We start from the raw sequence: 17896 nt of genomic DNA, 5'->3' as shown, positions 1-17896 counted from the left end.
TTTTAAGTCGAAAGCCTTAAGTTCTAAGTCTGGATTATCGTTTTCGTCTTAGAATTTAGGGCTTCCGTCTAAAAACCATTCATGATCTCTTCAATATGCTCCGCCTCTACAGGGATATCGGCCATCAGGTCGCGGTTACCGTTTGCAGTAATTAAAATATTATTCTCAATTCTTATCCCGAGGCCTTCAGCCTGGATATAAATACCAGGTTCGCAGGTTAGTATATTGCCAACCTCAAATTTTTTATATCGGCTTGCAAAATCGTGCACATCCAAACCAAGATGGTGCGATGTGCCGTGCATAAAGTATTTTTTATACAACGGGGTATTGGCATCCTGCTTTTCAACATCATGTTTATCAAGCAGGCCAAGGCCTATCAGTTCGCTGGTCATTATCTTGCCAACTTCATCCTGGTATTCGCTTAAAACGGTACCAGCCACAATCATACTGGTTGCCTCGCGCATTACCCGTAGTACAGCATCATAAACGGCACGCTGGCGTGGGGTAAACCTGCCGTTAACCGGCACCGACCGGCTCATATCGGCATTGTAATTGGCATACTGGGCGCCAAAATCAAACAGGATAACGTCGCCATCACTGCAAACCTGGTTGTTATCAATATAATGCAGCACGTTGGCATTTTTACCCGAAGCAATTATGGGGCTATAAGCGTGGCCGGTAGCACGTTGCCGTAAAAACTCATGTATAATTTCGGCCTCAATTTCATATTCGGCAACACCGGGTTTTAAAAATTTAAGTACGCGTACAAAAGCATCGTTGGTGATGTTGCAGGCTTTTTGGATCAGCTCAATTTCCGGTTCCGATTTTACAACCCTCAAATCCCGTAATATCAATGCCGAGCGCTCATATTTATGCAGCGGGTATTTTTGGCGTAAAGCTTCATACATCCGCATATCCCGGTATGGTACGGTATGTGCATACCTGTCGTTTTCGTTAGTGTTGATGTAGATATTTTCGGCATAATTAATAATGCTATGTAAAATAGCGTCATATTCATGCAGCCAGTAAACACTCTCGATACCAGAAACTTGTCTTGCCTCCTCTTTTGTATACTTGTGTCCTTCCCAAATGGCTATGTGTTCGTTGGTTTGTCTTAAAAAAAGTACTTCTCTGTATGCTTTATTAGGACAATCGGGGTACAACAGCAATATACTTTGTTCCTGATCGATACCGGTAAGGTAAAAAAAATCGGGATTCTGTTTAAAAGCAAAAACCTGGTCGCCACTCACCGGAAACTCATCATTGGCGTGAAAAATCGCCAACGAGCCCGATTTTGTTCTCGAAACGAAATTTTTTCTATTATTTGTAAACAAGGAATTTAAAAGTTCCAAATATTTCATATTTAAGTGCCGATTATTTTAATAAATCATTTTTTTTTCCTTATTTGTGTAACTATTACAATTTTTGGAACAATGTTTGGTCATCGTTTCAAACATAATTACTAAATTTGAAAAAAATCACAATTAAAATCGTTTAATCTTAAAAACTATGAATTATTCTACATTAAAGAAAACAGCAGCACTGTCAATTGCTTCTTTGATGGTTGCGGGTATGGCTAGCGCCCAAACCGACTCCACAAAAACTGGATCTGCCAAATTGTTTGGCGGGATCGGACAGTACAACACATTAAGTATCGGCGTAAACGTTGGTATAACTGATGGATTAGTGCCATTTACAATTAACACCACCAACAAATTTGCAGTTGATCTGGGTTACGGTGTTTCGTTAAGGCAGCAATTATCGCACACCTTTAGCTTACAATTAGACTATTTGGGTGGTAAAGTACACGGTAAAGATGAGGACGGCAAACCGAAATTTGGTTACACTGATTACAAAACCTCGTTCAATTCAGGTGCTCTTAGTGCCGTATTTAACATTGCTAGTGTTAGCTTTTTGCATCGCGCAAACAGTGTTAACTTTTACACTTCTGCAGGTTTAGGTTTAGACATGTATAAGATTAAAGAAAACACAACTGCAGCAGGTGTTGTTACCACGCTACCTTTCGGCGATAAAACAGTTAAAGAATTATTTGCTCCGGTTGGTGTTGGTGTAAAATTCAAACTATCTGATGCGTTAGCCCTAAACTTAGGCTACACAGTTAGCTTTGTACAAGGTTACAATTTTGGTGGTATCCATACCTATCCTAACTTTAGCCACTACTCTTATACCTATGGTGGTTTGGAATATACTTTTGGCCCAAGTTCAAAAAAGAACCTGGAGTGGGTAAACCCAGTTGCTGTAATGTATGATGAATTGTACGATGCAGCTTTACGTCAGGAAGTTGAAGCTTTGAAAGGCCGTGTAACTAACGTAGAAACTGCTGTTAACGACCTGAAAAAAGATTCAGACGGTGACGGTGTTGCTGATCAATTTGACAAATGCCCTGGTACTGCTGCAGGCAGCGTAGTTGATGGTTCTGGTTGCGTTATCGTGTTCCCTAAAGACACTACCAAAATGGATGGCATGGGCTCTAAAGTTGGTACTGCTTACTCAAACATCCAGTTTGAATTTGATAGCTCAGTATTACGTACTTCATCTTACCCAGTGTTAGATGCTACATCTGCTGATCTGCGTGCTTCTGGTAAAGGTGTTGAGGTTGATGGCTTTGCTTCATCTGAAGGTACTGCTGCTCACAACCTTTCTTTATCAAAAGATCGTGCTAACTCTGTAAAAACTTACTTAGTTAACTCAGGTGTTGATGCTAAAAAAGTAAAAATCAAAGGCTACGGCGAAACTATGCCAATTGCTGATAACTCAACAGAAGATGGTCGTGTATTAAACCGTCGTGTTCAGTTCAAACAAAAATAATCGTTAACAGAAACATTATTTGCGAAAGCCCCGGATAACCCGGGGCTTTCTTCGTTTTACACGATTTCTGACACGATTTAGGGATTTTGCAGGATTGACAGGATTTTAGAAACGCATGGCATGTGCTCCGGGTAGCGACATCTTTCGATAAGTACCGGTCATATCAAATCGCAGCAGCAACTTCTTGACGCTGTAAAAATGGCATACCAACATGTCAAAACATTATACTCCGAAAACCGAATTGTCATATTAGGCTATTCTGTCGGCACGGGCCCGGCAGCCTGGCTGGCATCACAAAATTATCCGCAAAAGCTCATTTTGCTTGCCCCTTATTATAGCCTGGCTGATGAGGCGAAAACTCTGTATCCATTTTTGCCTTCTTTTATTTTAAAATACCCGCTCCAAACTCATAAGTACATTCCAACATACATCTGCTTCTATTATCATTTTTCACGGTGATGCAGATGAGTTGATAAACCACTCTTCGTCCTTGCGCCTCCAAAAATACTTTAAGCCCGGCGATAAGCTAATTATCCTGAAAGGGCAGCATCATAACGGCATAAATGATAATACCGATTACCAGGATTCATTGAAAAAATTCCTGTAAACAAAAAAGACGTGCGCTACACGTCTATCCAATTTCTATTCTGCAGGTAATCTGCACATCTGAAATCTGCACACCTGCACATCCATCACTTAACACTCTTCTTCTGCACAATAAAGTATCCCGCAATAAATACAACAGCTGCTACTGCCATACTTACAAAAACATCTTTGGTAAACACATCTATTTGAATGCCTTTTGGCGCACCTTCCCCGCGGTGCATCATAGTCGTTATAGCTTCCATGGGGTGCGAATAAGGGAAAAGATAACAATACTCCCAGTTTTTTGAGGCCAGTATAACGCCCGTTATAGTACATACAAAGCCGATGCCCATTGGCTTTAAAAAATCGGCCCAAAGTAAACTGAGCAGGAACTGGATGGATAAGATGCCCAGCGATGACAAAAACAATTTAAAATATATCTGCGCCAGCTCCTTTTCCATATGGTAATTATCAAACCTTAGTTCGGGCTTTACAATGCTTAGTAAATTGCCAAACCCTATGGTAAACAGCACAAAAAGCGCAAGCGTTAAAAACACCAAAAATATAGCATATGTATATTTAGCGCCATATACGGCCCAGCGCGAAATTGGCAGGCTAAACAAGCTTTTCCAGGTATCGGCCTTGTGCTCAATACTATTTACCGAGTAGGCTATAAAAATAATAAACATAGGCAGCAGTAATGAACCCATTACGCCTAATATGGCACCGGCAAATTGCAACCACAGCATCATGGGTGGCGTACCCGTAAGCTTTTCGGCCTTAAGGTAAAAGCCCACAAAAAGTAAAGTGCAAATAAATAGTGGTAGTATGATGGCCGCCCAAAAACCCAACGTTTTACGGCTTTTGTAAAATTCCGACCGGAACGATAGTATAAATCCTTTCATGGGGCTCAGGCTTTTTGGGTAATATCTAAAAACAGGCGTTCCAAATCTTTTTGCTGTTTGCCTATACTGAATATGGCATGGCTGTTACCATGCAATAGTGCGTTAATATCGGCAGTTTTCTGTTTACTGATATAGGGCACATACAGGTAACTATCGGTAACATCGCTAACGGTATAACCGTTACGGGTAAGCAGGTTTGCTGCATCAACGGTATTATCTGTCTCGATGCATACAAGGGGCTGGCTCAGGGCCTGTAACTCGCCGATACTGCCCTGAAACAGCAGCTCGCCATGGTTGATGATACCCACGTGGGTGGCCATACGTTCAACCTCGGCAAGTAAATGGCTGGATATAAACACCGTTTTTTTATACTGGCTAACAAGCTTAATGAGCAATTCACGTACTTCGATGATGCCGTTAGGATCAAGGCCATTGGTAGGTTCGTCCAAAATTAAAAGTTTGGGGTCGGCAAGCAAGGCAAGCGCAATGCCCAGGCGCTGTTTCATACCCAACGAGTATTGCCCGGCTTTTTTATGGGCTGCATTGGTAAGCTGTACAAGCGCCAGCATTTCGTCAACGCGTTTAACGGGCACCTGTAATAACAAGGCCCTGTTTAATAAATTCTCTTTCCCGGTCAGGTGCTGGTATATGGCAGGCTGCTCAATAAGCGAACCTATTTGCGATAATATTTGGGTGCGGTGATGTTGAATGTCCTGTTCAAATATCTGGATGCTGCCGCTTTGAATTTTGAGCAGGTTTAACAGGAGTTTGATAGTAGTGGTTTTCCCGGCACCGTTTGGGCCAAGAAAACCATATATGCTTCCTTCGGGTACCTGTAGCGCAAGTGATTTAACCACTTGCTGGTTACCGAAGTTGAAGGATAACCCTTCGGTACTAATTACCATACATTGTTGCTTTTGGCAACTGAGCAAACAGTTTTAACAAGGGTAATACCTTTGTAAAACAACGAAGTAGCGTGTACAGATGATGTACCCATTACTGCTGATTCCTTTTTTTGTTCAAACTGGTAGCTTACACCTAAAATAAGGGCAAACATTACCGGTATCAACAACATGATAAAAGGATTAGAATTTTTGATAAGCGTTTTCATTGCGAGTGATTTGATAGAACAAAGAAATACTTATTTTACCACCCGCTAAAAAGTATTAGACCAACACACGGAGTTTATAGATGAACGCCTTTTTAAACATTTTAACCAGTTCATCGATTATAAAAGCCAGTTCATCGACAAATTGATTTACTATATATAAATAAACACCCGTATAACAATCAAAATACTAAATTACATCAGATTAAACCTTTTTATTTAGGGAAATAAAAAAGCACATGCAGCATACAATTTCACCGGATAACCAAACACGCGTTTTAAAAACAGCCTGGCATATTTTCTGGCATTTACTTTTTTGGCTGGGGATGATCTCGCTGTTCATTTTCCTGGCCCGGATGAATGATCATATCTCATTCAGAGATTTAATTGTAATATTTCTGATATTCCCGGCAATCAATATAGGCCTGTTTTACATTAATTTTCTTGTTTATATCCCGCGTTTTTTAGATAAAAAACGTTATTGGGCTTACGCATGTATAGTTTTGGTAACCATTGTAATTTTTGGCGTTATCAAGTATGGGGTGGGGCTGGTATTTAAAGATGTAATACTGATGCGTAACAAAGGGCACGAGGTAAGCTTCCCACACTATTTTTTTAGCACAGTTTTTACAAGTCTTATTTTCTTCTTTTTAAGCACCGTGCTCAAGTTTACTACAGACTGGTTCCTTAACGAACGCGTTCAGCGTGATTTAGAGAACCAGCGGCTGACTGCCGAACTGGCTTTCTTAAAATCGCAGATAAACCCGCATTTTTTATTCAACTCGCTTAACAGTATTTACTCACTGGCCTATCAAAAATCCGACACCACGCCCGAGGCTATACTCAAGCTATCCGAAATTATGCGCTACATGCTTTATGAGTGCAACGATAACCGGGTTGATTTAAGCAAAGAACTTCAATACCTGCATAACTACATCGATTTGCAAAAAATCCGTTTCGGCAATAAGGCTTTTATTGATTTTAAGGTAATGGGCGACGTAACCAACCAGCAAATTGTGCCCTTATTGTTAATAGCCTTTATCGAAAATGCTTTTAAACACGGCGTGGCCAATGATGTGATGACACCCATTAAACTGCTCATCAACGTTGACGAATGCAAACTGCACTTTTACATTCAAAATAAAAAACACACCCATAACCGCGATGCCATTGGCGGCATAGGGCTAACCAATGTGCAACGGCGTCTTAATCTTTTATACCCCGGTAAGTATACTTTAAATATCAGGGATACAGAAGATACCTATACTTGTGAATTATCGATAGTTTTATGACGCACGAATTATCACGAATGTATTCGAATTTCACAAATCGGGGCGGAGAGAAATTAAAAAAAACATTCCGAAAGGCCGTGTGAATTGGTGTTTTTTCAAAAACTCGTGTAATTAGATTTAATTCGTGATAATTAGTGTGCAATAAATATCTACTATGAACCAGTTAAAAACCACCTTATTAATGCTGATGTTAGCCCTATCCGGGTACAGCGCGTCGGCACAAAATGATCCAAAACTTACCGAAGTTTGGGATCCGGAACCAGCCATAGTGCAACCGGGTGTTGGCAACAAAGCCCCATCAGACGCCATTATTTTGTTTGATGGAAAAAACCTGAACGAATGGACAGATCAAAAAGGGATGCCCCCAGGCTGGGCAATTAAAAACGGTATCCTTACCGTGAAACCAGGTAGCGGCTCCATCATCAGCAAAAGAAACTTTGCCGATTGCCAGCTGCACATTGAATGGCGCACACCGGCCATTGTAAAAGGCGAAGGCCAGGAGCGCGGCAACAGCGGCGTAATCATGCAAAGCCGTTACGAGCTTCAGATACTGGATAGTTATAAAAACCGAACCTACTCCAACGGGCAGGCAGGCTCTGTTTACAAACAGCATGTGCCTTTGGTAAACGCTTCCCTTAAACCCGGCGAGTGGCAAAAGTATGATATCATATACACAGCCCCGCGTTTTAATTTAGATAGCTCGCTTAAAACACCGGCGTACATTACGGTTTTACACAACGGCGTACTGGTGCAAAACCATGTTGCCATAAAAGGCACGGTGGCCCATGTTGGCCAGCCTAAATACACCAAGCACAATTTTGCCCAGCCCTTATTGCTGCAGGAGCATGAATTCCCGGTATCGTTCCGCAATATCTGGATCAGGGAAATCAATGTGCAAAAGCTTTTTAATGGCCGGGATAAAACAGGCTGGTATTCGTTTTTAGATACACTGGGCAAAAACAACGATATCCATAATAATTTCATCGTAGAAAATGGCGCGGTGCATGTTATGGGTAAATATTTTGGCTATATGAGTACCCTGAAATCCTACTCCAATTATTACCTTAAAGTAGTATTTAAATGGGGCACCAAACAATACTATCCGCGCAAGACTGGTAAGCGGGATGCCGGTATTCTTTATCATTTTAGATTGATGGAAAAAGACACCGTCTGGCCAAAATCAATAGAATTCCAGATACAGGAGCAGGATTGCGGCGATTTTTGGTGCGTAAAACATACCAATGTAGATTCGCCCAATAAATGGGAGTTTGCCTGGGATCAAAAGCACATTTTTCGCACGGCAAATTTTGAAAAACCCCGCGGCGAATGGAATACCCTGGAGATTATTTGCAACGGCAACCAAATTGAACATTATGTAAACGGGCACCTGGTAAACTGGGGCACAGGTTCGGTAACAGAAGGCAGGATACTATTACAATCGGAAGGGGCCGAGATATTTTACAAGTCGGTAGAGTTAACACCATTATAGACACGAATTTCACGTATTAGGCGAATTTCACAAATCAGGACGCTTATGAATTATAAGGCAGCTAAATGGTAATTTCTTCCAATTCGTGTAATTCGAAAAATTAGTAGCATTCGTGTTTATTTAAATTAGTGCCATTAGTGTTTATTTAAAAATTCGTGTAATTCGTTTCAATTCGTGCAATTAGTGTTTATTTTTACAGCATGATCAGATGCCTGGTAGTTGATGATGAGCCTTTAGCGCTGCATATTTTGGAAGATTATATATCCAAAATGCCTTTTTTGCAATTGGTGAAAGCCACAACCAACCCCATTGAAGCCCTTACCCTGGTACAGGCCGGCAATGTGGACCTGGTATTTTTAGATGTACAGATGCCGGAGCTTACCGGCATCCAGTTTTTAAAAATAGCCAATGGCAAAGCCAAAGTAATACTTACCACAGCTTACCCCCAGTACGCGCTGGAAGGTTATGAGTTGGATGTGGTTGATTACCTGCTTAAACCAATAGCTTTTGACAGATTTTTTAAATCGGTACAAAAAGCGCAAAGCATCATACAGCCCGTTACCAAAACGGTTATCCAGGCCGAGCCTGCGCAGCAGGATGATTTTTCGACGGATTTTATCTTTGTAAAAACGGAGCACAAAATTCAAAAGGTTTACCTGCACGATATTTTGTTTATCGAGGGGCTGAAAGATTATATCTCCATCTTCACCCCTGCCGAGCGCATTATTACCCTGCAAGGCATGAAAAAAATGGAAGATGCCCTGCCCGAAAGACATTTTGTAAGGGTACATAAATCATACATCGTAGCACTTAACAAAATTGACAGCATTGAGCGCAGCCGCATCCAGATAGGCGACAAAATTATCCCTGTAGGAGATACTTACCGCGATGAGTTTTTTAAAATCATTGATGATAAAAACGTTTAGCCCCCTAACCCCCTGAAGGGGGAACTATGGTTGGGATGGCTGTGTCTGCCGGGGTATGATGTCCAAAATATCAGGATCGTTATACTCAGTCGTAAAACCTCGCGAAATTCTGAAGGAAAATTACATTCAAAAATAAAAGACTGTCATCCTGAGGTACGAAGGATCTATTGGCGAACTTTTCTATCGGTCATGCACAGCTGATAGATCCTCCGTACCTCAGGATGACAGGAAAATTGGATATGTCAGTGCAAGCTACAACGTGACAATCTCGTCGCACGCACGGAGGCTTTCCATTGTTCGCGATTGCTTCGTGCCTCGCAAATACATAAATTTATCTCTAACGTCCCAATTCAAAACATCTGCACATCTGAAATCTAAAATCTGCACATCCGCACCCCTACTCCACTTCCACGGTAATCTTTTCGCCTATTTGCTGCCTCCACATGGCATAATATAAGCCCTTTTGATTGAGCAGATCAAGGTGGCGGCCAGATTCGATGATACGGCCTTTTTCGAGCACATAAATGCAATCGGCATGCATGATTGTAGATAAACGGTGGGCAATCAATATGGTGATATGATTTTCGTTTTCAGATACGTTACGTATGGTTTCGGTGATCTCCTCTTCGGTGATAGAATCCAAAGATGAAGTAGCTTCATCAAATACCAGGATATCGGGTTTGCGTAACAGTGCACGGGCTATCGAGAGACGTTGTTTCTCGCCGCCGGATACTTTTACGCCACCCTCGCCAATAACTGTGCTCAGGCCTTTATCGGCCCTTGCCAGCAAGGTTTGGCAGGCGGCACGCTGCAATACGTTCATACACTCTTCATCGGTCGCATCAGGACGAACGAACAATAAGTTTTCGCGGATGGTACCCGAAAACAACTGGGTATCCTGCGTTACAAAGCCAATTTTTTCGCGCAACTGATCAAGGTCAATCTCCTTGCTTAAAATATTGTTGTATAAAACATCGCCTTCCAAAGGCTGGTACAAACCAACCAACAGTTTTACCAGTGTAGTTTTACCCGAACCCGACGGACCAACAAAGGCGATGGTTTCGCCGGTATTAGTTTCAAAACTAATGTGGTTAAGCGCGTTGCGGTTGGCGGTTAAATGCTTAAAAGTAACGTTGCTAAAGGTTAGCGTATTTACTTTATCAACCATTACGGGTTTTTCGGGTTTTTTATCAATAGGGGTGCTCAAAATGCCTTTGAAATTCCCTAATGAAACCTCGGCCTCGCGCCATGACAATATTACGTTGCCAAGTTCCTGCAGCGGGTTAAACAAAAAGAACGAGTAAAACAAGAAGCTAAAATACTGTCCCGGTGATAACGATCCTTTAAATATCAGCATCAATAGCACAACCACCATTACACTCCGCACAAAATTTACAGTAGTGCCCTGTACAAAGCTCATGCTGCGTACATATTTTACTTTCTTTAATTCCAGGTCGAGTATTTTGTAGGTGGTGTTATTCAGCCTTTCTATTTCCTGCTTAGCCAAGCCAAGGCTTTTTACCAATTCAATATTTCTTAATGATTCGGTAGTGGAACCGGCCAATGCGGTGGTTTCAGACACTATTTTCTTTTGAATGGTCTTGATTTTGCGGCTCATGGCCATGCTCACAAAAGTAATAATGGGTATAGCAGCAAAATAAACTAATGTTACCTGGTAATTTACACTTACCGAGTATACAATTACAAATACCATCCCGATAAGGGATACAAATAATATACTGATAAATGAGGTGATAAACTTTTCGCAATCTAACCGTACCTTTTGTAAAATGCCCAGCGTTTCGCCGCTGCGCTGATCTTCAAAAACCTGGTAAGGAAGCTCTAACGAGTGTTTCAGGCCATCAGCATACATTGCTGCACCAACCTTTTGGGTTATAATATTGGTAAAGTAATCCTGAAAATTTTTTGCAATACGCGATACCATGGCTACGCCGATAGCTGCACCAACCAGCATTAACACCTGCCGCAGGTACTCTTCGTAATGCAGCGTCCCCCGTTTTTCAATAACGCGGTCAACAATGCGGCCGGTTATCCACGGATCAAGCAATGAAAAACCAATATTCATGGCAGCCAGAAACAGCGCCATTACCACTATCCAGCGGTGTTTTTTCAAGTAAGAAAGTAATATATTCATGTTTCGGCAGTAAAAATAAAAAAAGGGAATGGCTAAGTAGCTCATTCCCTTTTAATTTGACATAAGGTTAATATTAAACCGTCATGATATCTTTTTCTTTGGCTTCAGAAAGCTGATCAACTTTGATGATATAAGCATCGGTAAGTTTTTGAACTTCTGCCTCGCCTACTTTTATTTCATCTTCAGATACGCCTTCCGATTTTAATTTTTTAATCTTCTCGTTGGCATCTTTACGAATGTTGCGGATAGCTATTTTACCGGTTTCGGCTTCGCCTTTTGCTTTTTTAACTAAATCGCGGCGGCGCTCTTCGGTTAACGGCGGTACGTTTATACGGATGATGATGCCATCGTTTTGCGGGTTAACACCAAGGTTAGCCGCTATAATTGCTTTTTCTATAGGGGCAAGCAATGATTTCTCCCAGGGTTGTATAATAATTGTGCGGGCATCGGGGGTGTTTACGCTACCAACCTGGCTTAAAGGGGTTGCCGTACCGTAATAATCAACCGTAACGTCATCCAGCATTGATGGGCTTGCTTTACCGGCACGTATTTTATTTAATTCGTTATCGGCATGCTCAACGGCCCTATCCATGGATGCCTTTGCATCAGTAACTTGTTTTTTAATGAGTTCGCTCATCGGTTTAAATTTTTCACAAAAATAATAAAATCTACCATTTAACAGCAGGCCATCTGTTTTATCATTTGATGGCCGCCACAGTTTGCCAACTAACGTAATTTTTGCAACTATGTTTTTTACTACAAATGTTAAATAACTTTTTTTAACATTTGTAATGCTTATTTGTATTTATCTTAGTGTAAACCTATTACAGCTATGAAAAAAACATTGTTAATTATTATTTTGGCAACATGTGTAAGCCAGGTAAAAGCGCAAATATCACTTAATCCGTTTTTTAGCAATAAAATTACCTGGAGCCCTACTTTAAAACCCAAAACAGCAACTACTTTTTTCGCTACCAAACCGGTAACACCACAGTTAAAAGATTTTTTATCGGGCAGCGTGCAGCAGATGCCTGATGCCCAACCTATGCGCTATTTAATGCCGGTTGCTAAGGTTTCAAGTACCGACAGGATGCCTATAGTAAAAACTGATGAGCCAGGTATGCATTATACCATGCTGATAAAAGGATATGGATCGCCAAAATTGGATAGCCTGGCAAATTCAACACCGTAATTAAGGTAGAACACGGGGGAGAGAGGGCAACCGGGTGCAGCCTCGCCACATGAGTTTTCACCAAACTGCTCACTACTCAACCCTATCCCCTCAACCTTACATCATCAGCCACAATCCGCTCAACCATAATACTGCGTGTACCGGCGTTATTTTCATCAACAGCATTTACATCTATAGCGCCGTAATTATTAAGTGCATCAACAGCCTCCTGGGCCAGCCTGGCCGACGGCGCATGTACAGTTACAATGGTGCCATTACGGCCGGCAGTGGCATGGGCTTCGGCCTCATGTTCGTTATCAAACAAGTGGTTAAAAAACGCGGCAATACGGTCAATGGTGCCCGGCTCGTGCACATCGTGACCCACCAGGGATTTGTGGGTGTGCTGGTCTAAACTATCGGCGTCAAATTCGTTGCCCAACAGGTACTCGCACACATCGTCGGCAAGGTTAACATCTTCAAAAATACCTACTACTGTAATCATATGTTAGTAATATGTGGTAGGGGTAAATTGTTTGAGGGGCTGAGTCGGAAAGTCCGGAAGTCGGGAAGTCAGAAAAGTCGGACTTTTGTTTACGGCCGCTTATCTAACAATACTATAAAAGGTGGTATGATTCCCGCAGATAAGTAAACAATTTGGGGCGCAAATCATCCAACACCGCAATACGGATATGATTCTCAAACTTATTCCCCGAAGCCACACTTTTAAGAATTGGTTTTTCGGTATGGGCCACTTTGGAATAAAACTTAATATCCAACTCCTTTTTCATCGGCCGGATTACCATGAAGGTGAGCCGCCTCGTGAAAACGATACAATTCGGGGTATTGCCAACCAGCACATCCTCCCAGCCGGCCACCTCGGCAAGTATCCTGTCAAACGCCAGTACAAGCTCGGGCGGGCGGCCCCCAAGCAAACTGTCAAGGCTAACCTGAGCACAGTAATGCCGCTGTTCGGGCTTCGGCAGCTCGCGTTCACATTTCGGGCAGGTCCAGCTCATTACTCATTTTTGGGCTAAATTACCAAAATGCATCTAACAACTTAAAAACACCTGTGAATTCTGATTTGTTGCGGGATTACCTCCCGGCCAGCAACCTTATACAGCCGGCTATTGGTAAGATTGACATTTATGTTGAGGGAAACCTATGGGTTAAATTTCCAGAAATCGTTGAAGTAAACCGGATACTTGGCTCCGCCCGCCATTTTACTACCGGCTCCAAGGCCAAAATAGGCGGTGTCGGCAATTACAAATCCAACAGCGGCTGATCTTTCCTGCCCTTTAAAATCTTCGGCTTTAATCCACTGGTCTGTCGCCGTATCGTATATCAATACCGCTTTACGAAACTTCAGATCCTGGCCAACTCCGCCAATAACATAAATTTTGGTGCCTTTGGTAAAAACAACCGGGTTATAAAGCGGCTCAATAATATCAGCCTTCTTTGTCCATTTATCTAAAGCCGGCTCGTACTCCCAAAAATCACTTACAACGTTATCCATACTGGTACCCGCCCCGATATAAACTTTGCCATTAACAGAAGCACTGATCATTTCGGCAATGCCCGTTCCTGGGTAATCTGCCATTTGGGTCCATTGATCAGTAGCGGGCGTATATTTCCACACATCCTGTTTTGTTCGCAAAAGGCCGCCAACTAAGTAGCCATAACCACCTATCGAAAAAGATATTGAGCCTTGTCTTTTACCACCGGGAAAATCTTCTTTTTGTATCCATGTATCGTTGGAAGGATCGTATTCCCAAAAATCGCTGTATAAAAGATTGGTGCTGTAGTTAAACCCGGTACCCAGGTACGTTTTGTTGTTTATTGAGAATCCTGCCATCAGACCCATCCCTTTACCGGGATAGTCATTTAGCTTATGCCATTTATCAATCAAAGGATCGTATTGAAATACATTGGCGGTATTATTGCCAGCAGCCTCTTCATATTGCCCGCCAATAACATACCCTTTATTACCTGCGGAAAATCCAAACGTCCAGCGAAGTGCGGTACCGGGATAATTTTGCAGCTGAACCCATCCCTTCGGCTCTGTTTCCGTTGTATCGGTATTATTACCCACACCCGGTTCGACATGAAGTTTTCTACATGAGGTGATGACAAAAAGCAGTGAAATTGCAATTACTGCCAGATTTAATTTAGGCATAATAATTCAAGATAGGTTTACTATATAAATCTACAATAAAAAACAACAAAACCAAATGGAAACTTCCGGCTGTTTGAAGTATCCTATTAGGCCCGTTATTTTGCAGCTACAGTAACCCCTTCATGTTTTTATGTGGTAATAATTCACAAAGCCGAGTAAGCACCAAAACTGTTGCGAATGTTTTTCATTTTTTCATCTACCAATTTCGGCGCTCAATTTAGCTACCTTTAATATAAAATTATTGCTGATGAAAAAAATCACACTTGCCGCCTTATTGTCACTTGCGTTTTTGTTGGGCTATGGCTTCAATCAATTAACCCGCCCACCTGTCGGCGCCCCAAGGATAACAGGGCTTGGTGGCATCTTTTTTAAAGCCAAAAACCCGGCGGTGCTAAAGGCCTGGTACGAAAAAAACCTGGGTATGCGCATGGTGGGCAGTGGCACCAACTTTGAATGGCACCAGGGTGTGGACAGTACCAAAAAAGGCTTTACGTTATGGGCACCATTTAAAGAAACAACCAAATACTTTCAGCCCTCAGAAAAGCAATTCATGATCAATTACCGGGTAGAACAGCTGGATGCGCTGCTTATCAAACTGAAAGCCTCCGGCATTTTGCCCACAGATTCGGTAGAAAGAGTCAGTTATGGCAGTTTTGTCCACCTGGTGGACCCGGAAGGCAATAAGATTGAACTTTGGGAACCCAATGATGTAGAATATGCCAAAATGGGTACGATAACTACCAAATAGGTATTCACCCCGCCAAAAACAACGAAAGGGCCGGAGGTTGGAATTTTGATTACTTATCGATCCTGAATTTCCTCTTTATTCCAGCGCTTCCCTTTATAAGATACCACGGTGCCGTTAAACAAATCAACATCCTTTGGCGCAACCCATTCCTCAACCCGCCTTACCATGTTATAAGGCGATGTTGTGCGCAGCGCCCCAATTTTGAAAAACATCCTTTTGATAAATCGAAAGCTAAAGGACGGCATGACAAGGGTGAAGATTCTTCCGTATCATTTGTGGTTCTAATTGGAAAACTTATAAGAAACAATGTTTAATTAACATAATGTTGGTAAAGCATATAACCTTACAAATTGTATTTATAACCATATTTTTGTATTTTTACGTAAGATCGAAAGTATGGCTATGGGAATTGTTGATTTAGAAGTTACTACAAAAAACGAAAAATACCTGCTTACAATTAGAGAATTGCGTTCAAAGAATTTTAGCAATAACCTGCCTTTCCTGATTCTCTCGGACAAATTGCCCGATGGGCAGGTTTACCGGGAGTTTCCCGATGGACATATAGAGTTGCAGCAGGTTTTTTTTGCTGGTTCTAATTACACTTATAATTTGATCCGGGTGCTATCGGCGTCTGACGCCAATAAGGTACGTGAGGAAAATGGATTATTCTAAACCAACCTTACTGGTTATCTCCGGCCCAAATGGTGCAGGCAAGTCTACGCACATTCAAACCATGCTTCCTGTTGAGTTCGAGGGGATATTATCATTTGACCGGGACAAAGCCAGAACAATGTTTGAGAAGCAATTGATTGATACAGGTACACCGGCAACCGTGATCACCGCAAAAGCAACCCGAATGATGGAAGAACGGCTTGTGGAGGAAATGAAAGCCGCAATAAAGGAAAGAAAACATTTCGTATTAGAAACACCTTTATCTCATCCAGATTACTGGCGCTATATCGATTTGTTTGAAAATAATGTATACCAAATTCAGCTGAACTACCTTTGTCTCGATAAGGTAAATGATTGTATTGCAAGGGTTGGGCAAAGAGTATTGGAGGGCGGACATTATGTTGAACCTGCAACTATAAAAGGTGTTTATCAAAAAAATCTGGAACACATTAACGAATTTATAGGTACATTTAAGGTTATAGAGTTGTATGACGGTATGAGAGTGCCAACCTTATTAGTTAGGATAGAGGACAACGTAATCGCCACAGTTCAATCTCACGCAATAAAAAAGACCTGGATTAAAACCGGGTTACCTGCTATTGCAAATAAAATCAACCGGTATTTTCAATCTGAAATTACCCCGGCCCGAAAAGCTCCGCGCAGAAAATTAGGAAGAAAGCCTTAAAACGTAAGTTGCTATGTTTTGGCGATATATAAGTACCCTGAGAATTATACCCAACCTTTTGCAATCTAAACCCCCACCGCCTTAAAAATATGGATTACCCCTGCCGGATAGCTTGCAACGGTAAGCGCATCAAGATCGGGCTTTAAATTGGGCACCATAACTTTAAGCGTTTTTTGTTTAAAATCAGCGCCTTTTAAAGGATTTTCGTTATCGTCTGCCAATATTTTCAGCAGTTTATTAGTTTCGGATAATACTATAATAGACTGGCCGATAACGTGCTTATCGCCCAGGTTTAACATTTTTTTCGCCTCCTGGTTTACAAACAGAATTTCCTGATTTTCGTTGATGCCAATTACGGCATCGGGCATTTCTTCTGCCAGTGTTTTTATCCGCAGTTCGGCTGCTATGAGTTTGGTAAGGCTGGCATTTTCCTGTTCGCCAAGTTTGGTTGCCATGGTATTAAATGCCTCGGCCAGGTGTGCAAACTCATCGCTTGTTTTAAAATGCAACCGGGTATCGTAGTTTTTTATGCTGATTTGCTCCAGCCCATCCGCCAGCTCCTCTAAAGGGTTAAGGATAAATCCCGGAAAATTGACAATTAATATAAAAAGGATCAAAAAGGTGATAAATACCATCCCCCCGAGGTACAGGGTAGATTTATTGACGGTGGAGTGAGTGTAATTATTTTTAAGCTCGATAGCATGCATGTTCAGGCCTTCGATATCTTTCAACTGTAGCCTCGCATCCCGCTCGGAAGTTTGCTGCTGATTTAAAGGCAGGGAGGGCGTACTTAACAAAACAAAGGCTTTGCGCAGTTGGGCTGTCGCTGCGCTTTCGCCGGATTCGGTAATGTTGTTCTCTTGCTTTTTTAACGACTTGTCAAATATGTCGGCTACTGCAGGCTTTAGCGGCAGGTCGTTTTCATCCAGAACAGCACGCATCTGGCGGGTATAAGTTAATGTTGCATAGTTGTTTTTTAAGGTGATGCTGGCGGTTTCGGATATTACTTTAATGTAATAGATGGAAACAATGCCAAAAATAACCACCACAATAAACAAGAGGCCAAATCCCAGTAAGAGCTTTTTTTTGATTTTCATAGCTATACAATGTGTTAAAATGTAATAGTACCTTAAGCAGGGGAGGAAGACTAAGCGTAAA

20 protein-coding genes are annotated in these 17896 nt (G+C 41.8%); 9 read left to right on the top strand and 11 right to left on the bottom strand.

Annotated features, from left to right (window positions below; all coding sequences use genetic code 11):
• Positions 1-68: 68 nt before the first annotated feature.
• Positions 69-1361, bottom strand: a complete 1293-nt coding sequence (locus AC1DU2_RS10180; RefSeq protein WP_477384095.1) for an aminopeptidase P N-terminal domain-containing protein — start codon at positions 1359-1361, stop codon at positions 69-71.
• Positions 1362-1509: 148 nt separating this feature from the next.
• Here AC1DU2_RS10180 and AC1DU2_RS10175 point away from each other — a divergent pair, with 148 nt between their 5' ends.
• Both AC1DU2_RS10175 and AC1DU2_RS10170 read left to right on the top strand, forming a co-directional pair.
• Complete coding sequence (locus tag AC1DU2_RS10175) at positions 1510-2829, top strand: OmpA family protein (protein WP_477353611.1); 1320 nt, start codon at positions 1510-1512, stop codon at positions 2827-2829.
• Between the two features lie 147 nt (positions 2830-2976).
• Positions 2977-3288: a serine aminopeptidase domain-containing protein gene (locus tag AC1DU2_RS10170; RefSeq protein ID WP_477384307.1), complete on the top strand. Its 312-nt coding sequence runs from the start codon at positions 2977-2979 to the stop codon at positions 3286-3288.
• A gap of 233 nt (positions 3289-3521) precedes the next feature.
• On the opposite strand, the gene AC1DU2_RS10165 is transcribed toward AC1DU2_RS10170, so the two are convergent.
• From AC1DU2_RS10165 to AC1DU2_RS10155, 3 genes are read right to left on the bottom strand one after another with little or no spacing between them, the layout of a single operon-like run.
• Complete coding sequence (locus AC1DU2_RS10165) at positions 3522-4319, bottom strand: ABC transporter permease (RefSeq protein ID WP_477353609.1); 798 nt, start codon at positions 4317-4319, stop codon at positions 3522-3524.
• 5 nt (positions 4320-4324) lie between these two features.
• The gene (locus AC1DU2_RS10160) at positions 4325-5224 is read right to left on the bottom strand and encodes an ABC transporter ATP-binding protein (RefSeq protein ID WP_477384093.1); all 900 of its coding nucleotides are present in this window, start codon (positions 5222-5224) and stop codon (positions 4325-4327) included.
• On the bottom strand, positions 5218-5430 hold the full coding sequence (locus tag AC1DU2_RS10155) for a hypothetical protein (RefSeq protein WP_477353606.1): 213 nt from the start codon (positions 5428-5430) through the stop codon (positions 5218-5220). The genes AC1DU2_RS10160 and AC1DU2_RS10155 overlap by 7 nt, the downstream gene beginning before the upstream one ends.
• A 236-nt stretch (positions 5431-5666) precedes the next feature.
• Between AC1DU2_RS10155 and AC1DU2_RS10150 the strand changes: the two genes are divergently transcribed.
• From AC1DU2_RS10150 to AC1DU2_RS10140, 3 genes are all read left to right on the top strand, one after another.
• Complete coding sequence (locus AC1DU2_RS10150) at positions 5667-6719, top strand: sensor histidine kinase (protein WP_477384091.1); 1053 nt, start codon at positions 5667-5669, stop codon at positions 6717-6719.
• A 154-nt stretch (positions 6720-6873) separates the two neighbouring features.
• Positions 6874-8208, top strand: a complete 1335-nt coding sequence (locus tag AC1DU2_RS10145) for a 3-keto-disaccharide hydrolase (protein WP_477384089.1) — start codon at positions 6874-6876, stop codon at positions 8206-8208.
• 200 nt (positions 8209-8408) lie between these two features.
• Entirely contained in the window at positions 8409-9134 is a 726-nt protein-coding gene (locus AC1DU2_RS10140) for a LytR/AlgR family response regulator transcription factor (RefSeq protein ID WP_147053573.1), read from the top strand.
• Between the two features lie 397 nt (positions 9135-9531).
• On the opposite strand, the gene AC1DU2_RS10135 is transcribed toward AC1DU2_RS10140, so the two are convergent.
• Together AC1DU2_RS10135 and frr are read right to left on the bottom strand one after the other, a co-directional pair.
• Positions 9532-11289, bottom strand: a complete 1758-nt coding sequence (locus tag AC1DU2_RS10135; protein WP_477353599.1) for an ABC transporter ATP-binding protein — start codon at positions 11287-11289, stop codon at positions 9532-9534.
• 73 nt (positions 11290-11362) lie between these two features.
• Positions 11363-11926, bottom strand: a complete 564-nt coding sequence (frr, locus tag AC1DU2_RS10130) for a ribosome recycling factor (protein ID WP_477384087.1) — start codon at positions 11924-11926, stop codon at positions 11363-11365.
• 195 nt (positions 11927-12121) lie between these two features.
• Here frr and AC1DU2_RS10125 point away from each other — a divergent pair, with 195 nt between their 5' ends.
• A complete protein-coding gene (locus AC1DU2_RS10125) occupies positions 12122-12481 on the top strand; it encodes a hypothetical protein (RefSeq protein WP_477353595.1) in 360 nt (119 codons plus the stop codon).
• Positions 12482-12563: 82 nt separating this feature from the next.
• Here the strand turns inward: AC1DU2_RS10125 and AC1DU2_RS10120 are convergent, their stop codons facing one another.
• The 3 genes from AC1DU2_RS10120 to AC1DU2_RS10110 all read right to left on the bottom strand — a co-directional run bounded on the left by AC1DU2_RS10120 (position 12564) and on the right by AC1DU2_RS10110 (position 14633).
• Positions 12564-12962, bottom strand: a complete 399-nt coding sequence (locus AC1DU2_RS10120) for a hypothetical protein (protein WP_477353593.1) — start codon at positions 12960-12962, stop codon at positions 12564-12566.
• Between the two features lie 112 nt (positions 12963-13074).
• Complete coding sequence (locus AC1DU2_RS10115) at positions 13075-13476, bottom strand: DUF5655 domain-containing protein (protein ID WP_477384085.1); 402 nt, start codon at positions 13474-13476, stop codon at positions 13075-13077.
• 143 nt (positions 13477-13619) lie between these two features.
• A complete protein-coding gene (locus AC1DU2_RS10110) occupies positions 13620-14633 on the bottom strand; it encodes a Kelch repeat-containing protein (protein WP_477384083.1) in 1014 nt (337 codons plus the stop codon).
• Positions 14634-14880: 247 nt separating this feature from the next.
• On the opposite strand from AC1DU2_RS10110, the gene AC1DU2_RS10105 reads away from it, so the two are divergent.
• Positions 14881-15381, top strand: a complete 501-nt coding sequence (locus AC1DU2_RS10105) for a VOC family protein (protein ID WP_477384081.1) — start codon at positions 14881-14883, stop codon at positions 15379-15381.
• 53 nt (positions 15382-15434) lie between these two features.
• Here the strand turns inward: AC1DU2_RS10105 and AC1DU2_RS10100 are convergent, their stop codons facing one another.
• The gene (locus AC1DU2_RS10100) at positions 15435-15593 is read right to left on the bottom strand and encodes a hypothetical protein (protein ID WP_477384079.1); all 159 of its coding nucleotides are present in this window, start codon (positions 15591-15593) and stop codon (positions 15435-15437) included.
• Positions 15594-15777: 184 nt separating this feature from the next.
• Between AC1DU2_RS10100 and AC1DU2_RS10095 the strand changes: the two genes are divergently transcribed.
• A complete protein-coding gene (locus AC1DU2_RS10095) occupies positions 15778-16053 on the top strand; it encodes a hypothetical protein (protein WP_477353584.1) in 276 nt (91 codons plus the stop codon).
• Complete coding sequence (locus AC1DU2_RS10090) at positions 16040-16738, top strand: ATPase (RefSeq protein WP_477384077.1); 699 nt, start codon at positions 16040-16042, stop codon at positions 16736-16738. Before AC1DU2_RS10095 ends, AC1DU2_RS10090 begins: the two co-directional genes overlap by 14 nt.
• A 65-nt stretch (positions 16739-16803) precedes the next feature.
• Here the strand turns inward: AC1DU2_RS10090 and AC1DU2_RS10085 are convergent, their stop codons facing one another.
• Positions 16804-17835, bottom strand: a complete 1032-nt coding sequence (locus AC1DU2_RS10085; RefSeq protein ID WP_477384075.1) for a HAMP domain-containing protein — start codon at positions 17833-17835, stop codon at positions 16804-16806.
• Positions 17836-17896 lie beyond the last annotated feature (61 nt).

The sequence above is a fragment of the Mucilaginibacter sp. P4_C11 genome (assembly GCF_056402115.1).
The sequence above is the reverse complement of the archived record's forward strand: the minus strand, read 5'-3'. Positions and strand labels throughout refer to the sequence as shown.

Coding starts and splice junctions, on each gene's coding strand:
- AC1DU2_RS10125 (WP_477353595.1), top strand. CDS start 12,122: ATGAAAAAAACATTGTTAATTATTATTTTGGCAACATGTGTAAGCCAG.
- AC1DU2_RS10135 (WP_477353599.1), bottom strand. CDS start 11,289: ATGAATATATTACTTTCTTACTTGAAAAAACACCGCTGGATAGTGGTA.
- AC1DU2_RS10155 (WP_477353606.1), bottom strand. CDS start 5,430: ATGAAAACGCTTATCAAAAATTCTAATCCTTTTATCATGTTGTTGATA.
- AC1DU2_RS10085 (WP_477384075.1), bottom strand. CDS start 17,835: ATGAAAATCAAAAAAAAGCTCTTACTGGGATTTGGCCTCTTGTTTATT.
- AC1DU2_RS10100 (WP_477384079.1), bottom strand. CDS start 15,593: ATGTTTTTCAAAATTGGGGCGCTGCGCACAACATCGCCTTATAACATG.
- AC1DU2_RS10095 (WP_477353584.1), top strand. CDS start 15,778: ATGGCTATGGGAATTGTTGATTTAGAAGTTACTACAAAAAACGAAAAA.
- AC1DU2_RS10165 (WP_477353609.1), bottom strand. CDS start 4,319: ATGAAAGGATTTATACTATCGTTCCGGTCGGAATTTTACAAAAGCCGT.
- AC1DU2_RS10145 (WP_477384089.1), top strand. CDS start 6,874: ATGAACCAGTTAAAAACCACCTTATTAATGCTGATGTTAGCCCTATCC.
- AC1DU2_RS10115 (WP_477384085.1), bottom strand. CDS start 13,476: ATGAGCTGGACCTGCCCGAAATGTGAACGCGAGCTGCCGAAGCCCGAA.
- AC1DU2_RS10150 (WP_477384091.1), top strand. CDS start 5,667: ATGCAGCATACAATTTCACCGGATAACCAAACACGCGTTTTAAAAACA.
- AC1DU2_RS10180 (WP_477384095.1), bottom strand. CDS start 1,361: ATGAAATATTTGGAACTTTTAAATTCCTTGTTTACAAATAATAGAAAA.
- AC1DU2_RS10175 (WP_477353611.1), top strand. CDS start 1,510: ATGAATTATTCTACATTAAAGAAAACAGCAGCACTGTCAATTGCTTCT.
- frr (WP_477384087.1), bottom strand. CDS start 11,926: ATGAGCGAACTCATTAAAAAACAAGTTACTGATGCAAAGGCATCCATG.
- AC1DU2_RS10140 (WP_147053573.1), top strand. CDS start 8,409: ATGATCAGATGCCTGGTAGTTGATGATGAGCCTTTAGCGCTGCATATT.
- AC1DU2_RS10105 (WP_477384081.1), top strand. CDS start 14,881: ATGAAAAAAATCACACTTGCCGCCTTATTGTCACTTGCGTTTTTGTTG.
- AC1DU2_RS10120 (WP_477353593.1), bottom strand. CDS start 12,962: ATGATTACAGTAGTAGGTATTTTTGAAGATGTTAACCTTGCCGACGAT.
- AC1DU2_RS10110 (WP_477384083.1), bottom strand. CDS start 14,633: ATGCCTAAATTAAATCTGGCAGTAATTGCAATTTCACTGCTTTTTGTC.
- AC1DU2_RS10090 (WP_477384077.1), top strand. CDS start 16,040: ATGGATTATTCTAAACCAACCTTACTGGTTATCTCCGGCCCAAATGGT.
- AC1DU2_RS10160 (WP_477384093.1), bottom strand. CDS start 5,224: ATGGTAATTAGTACCGAAGGGTTATCCTTCAACTTCGGTAACCAGCAA.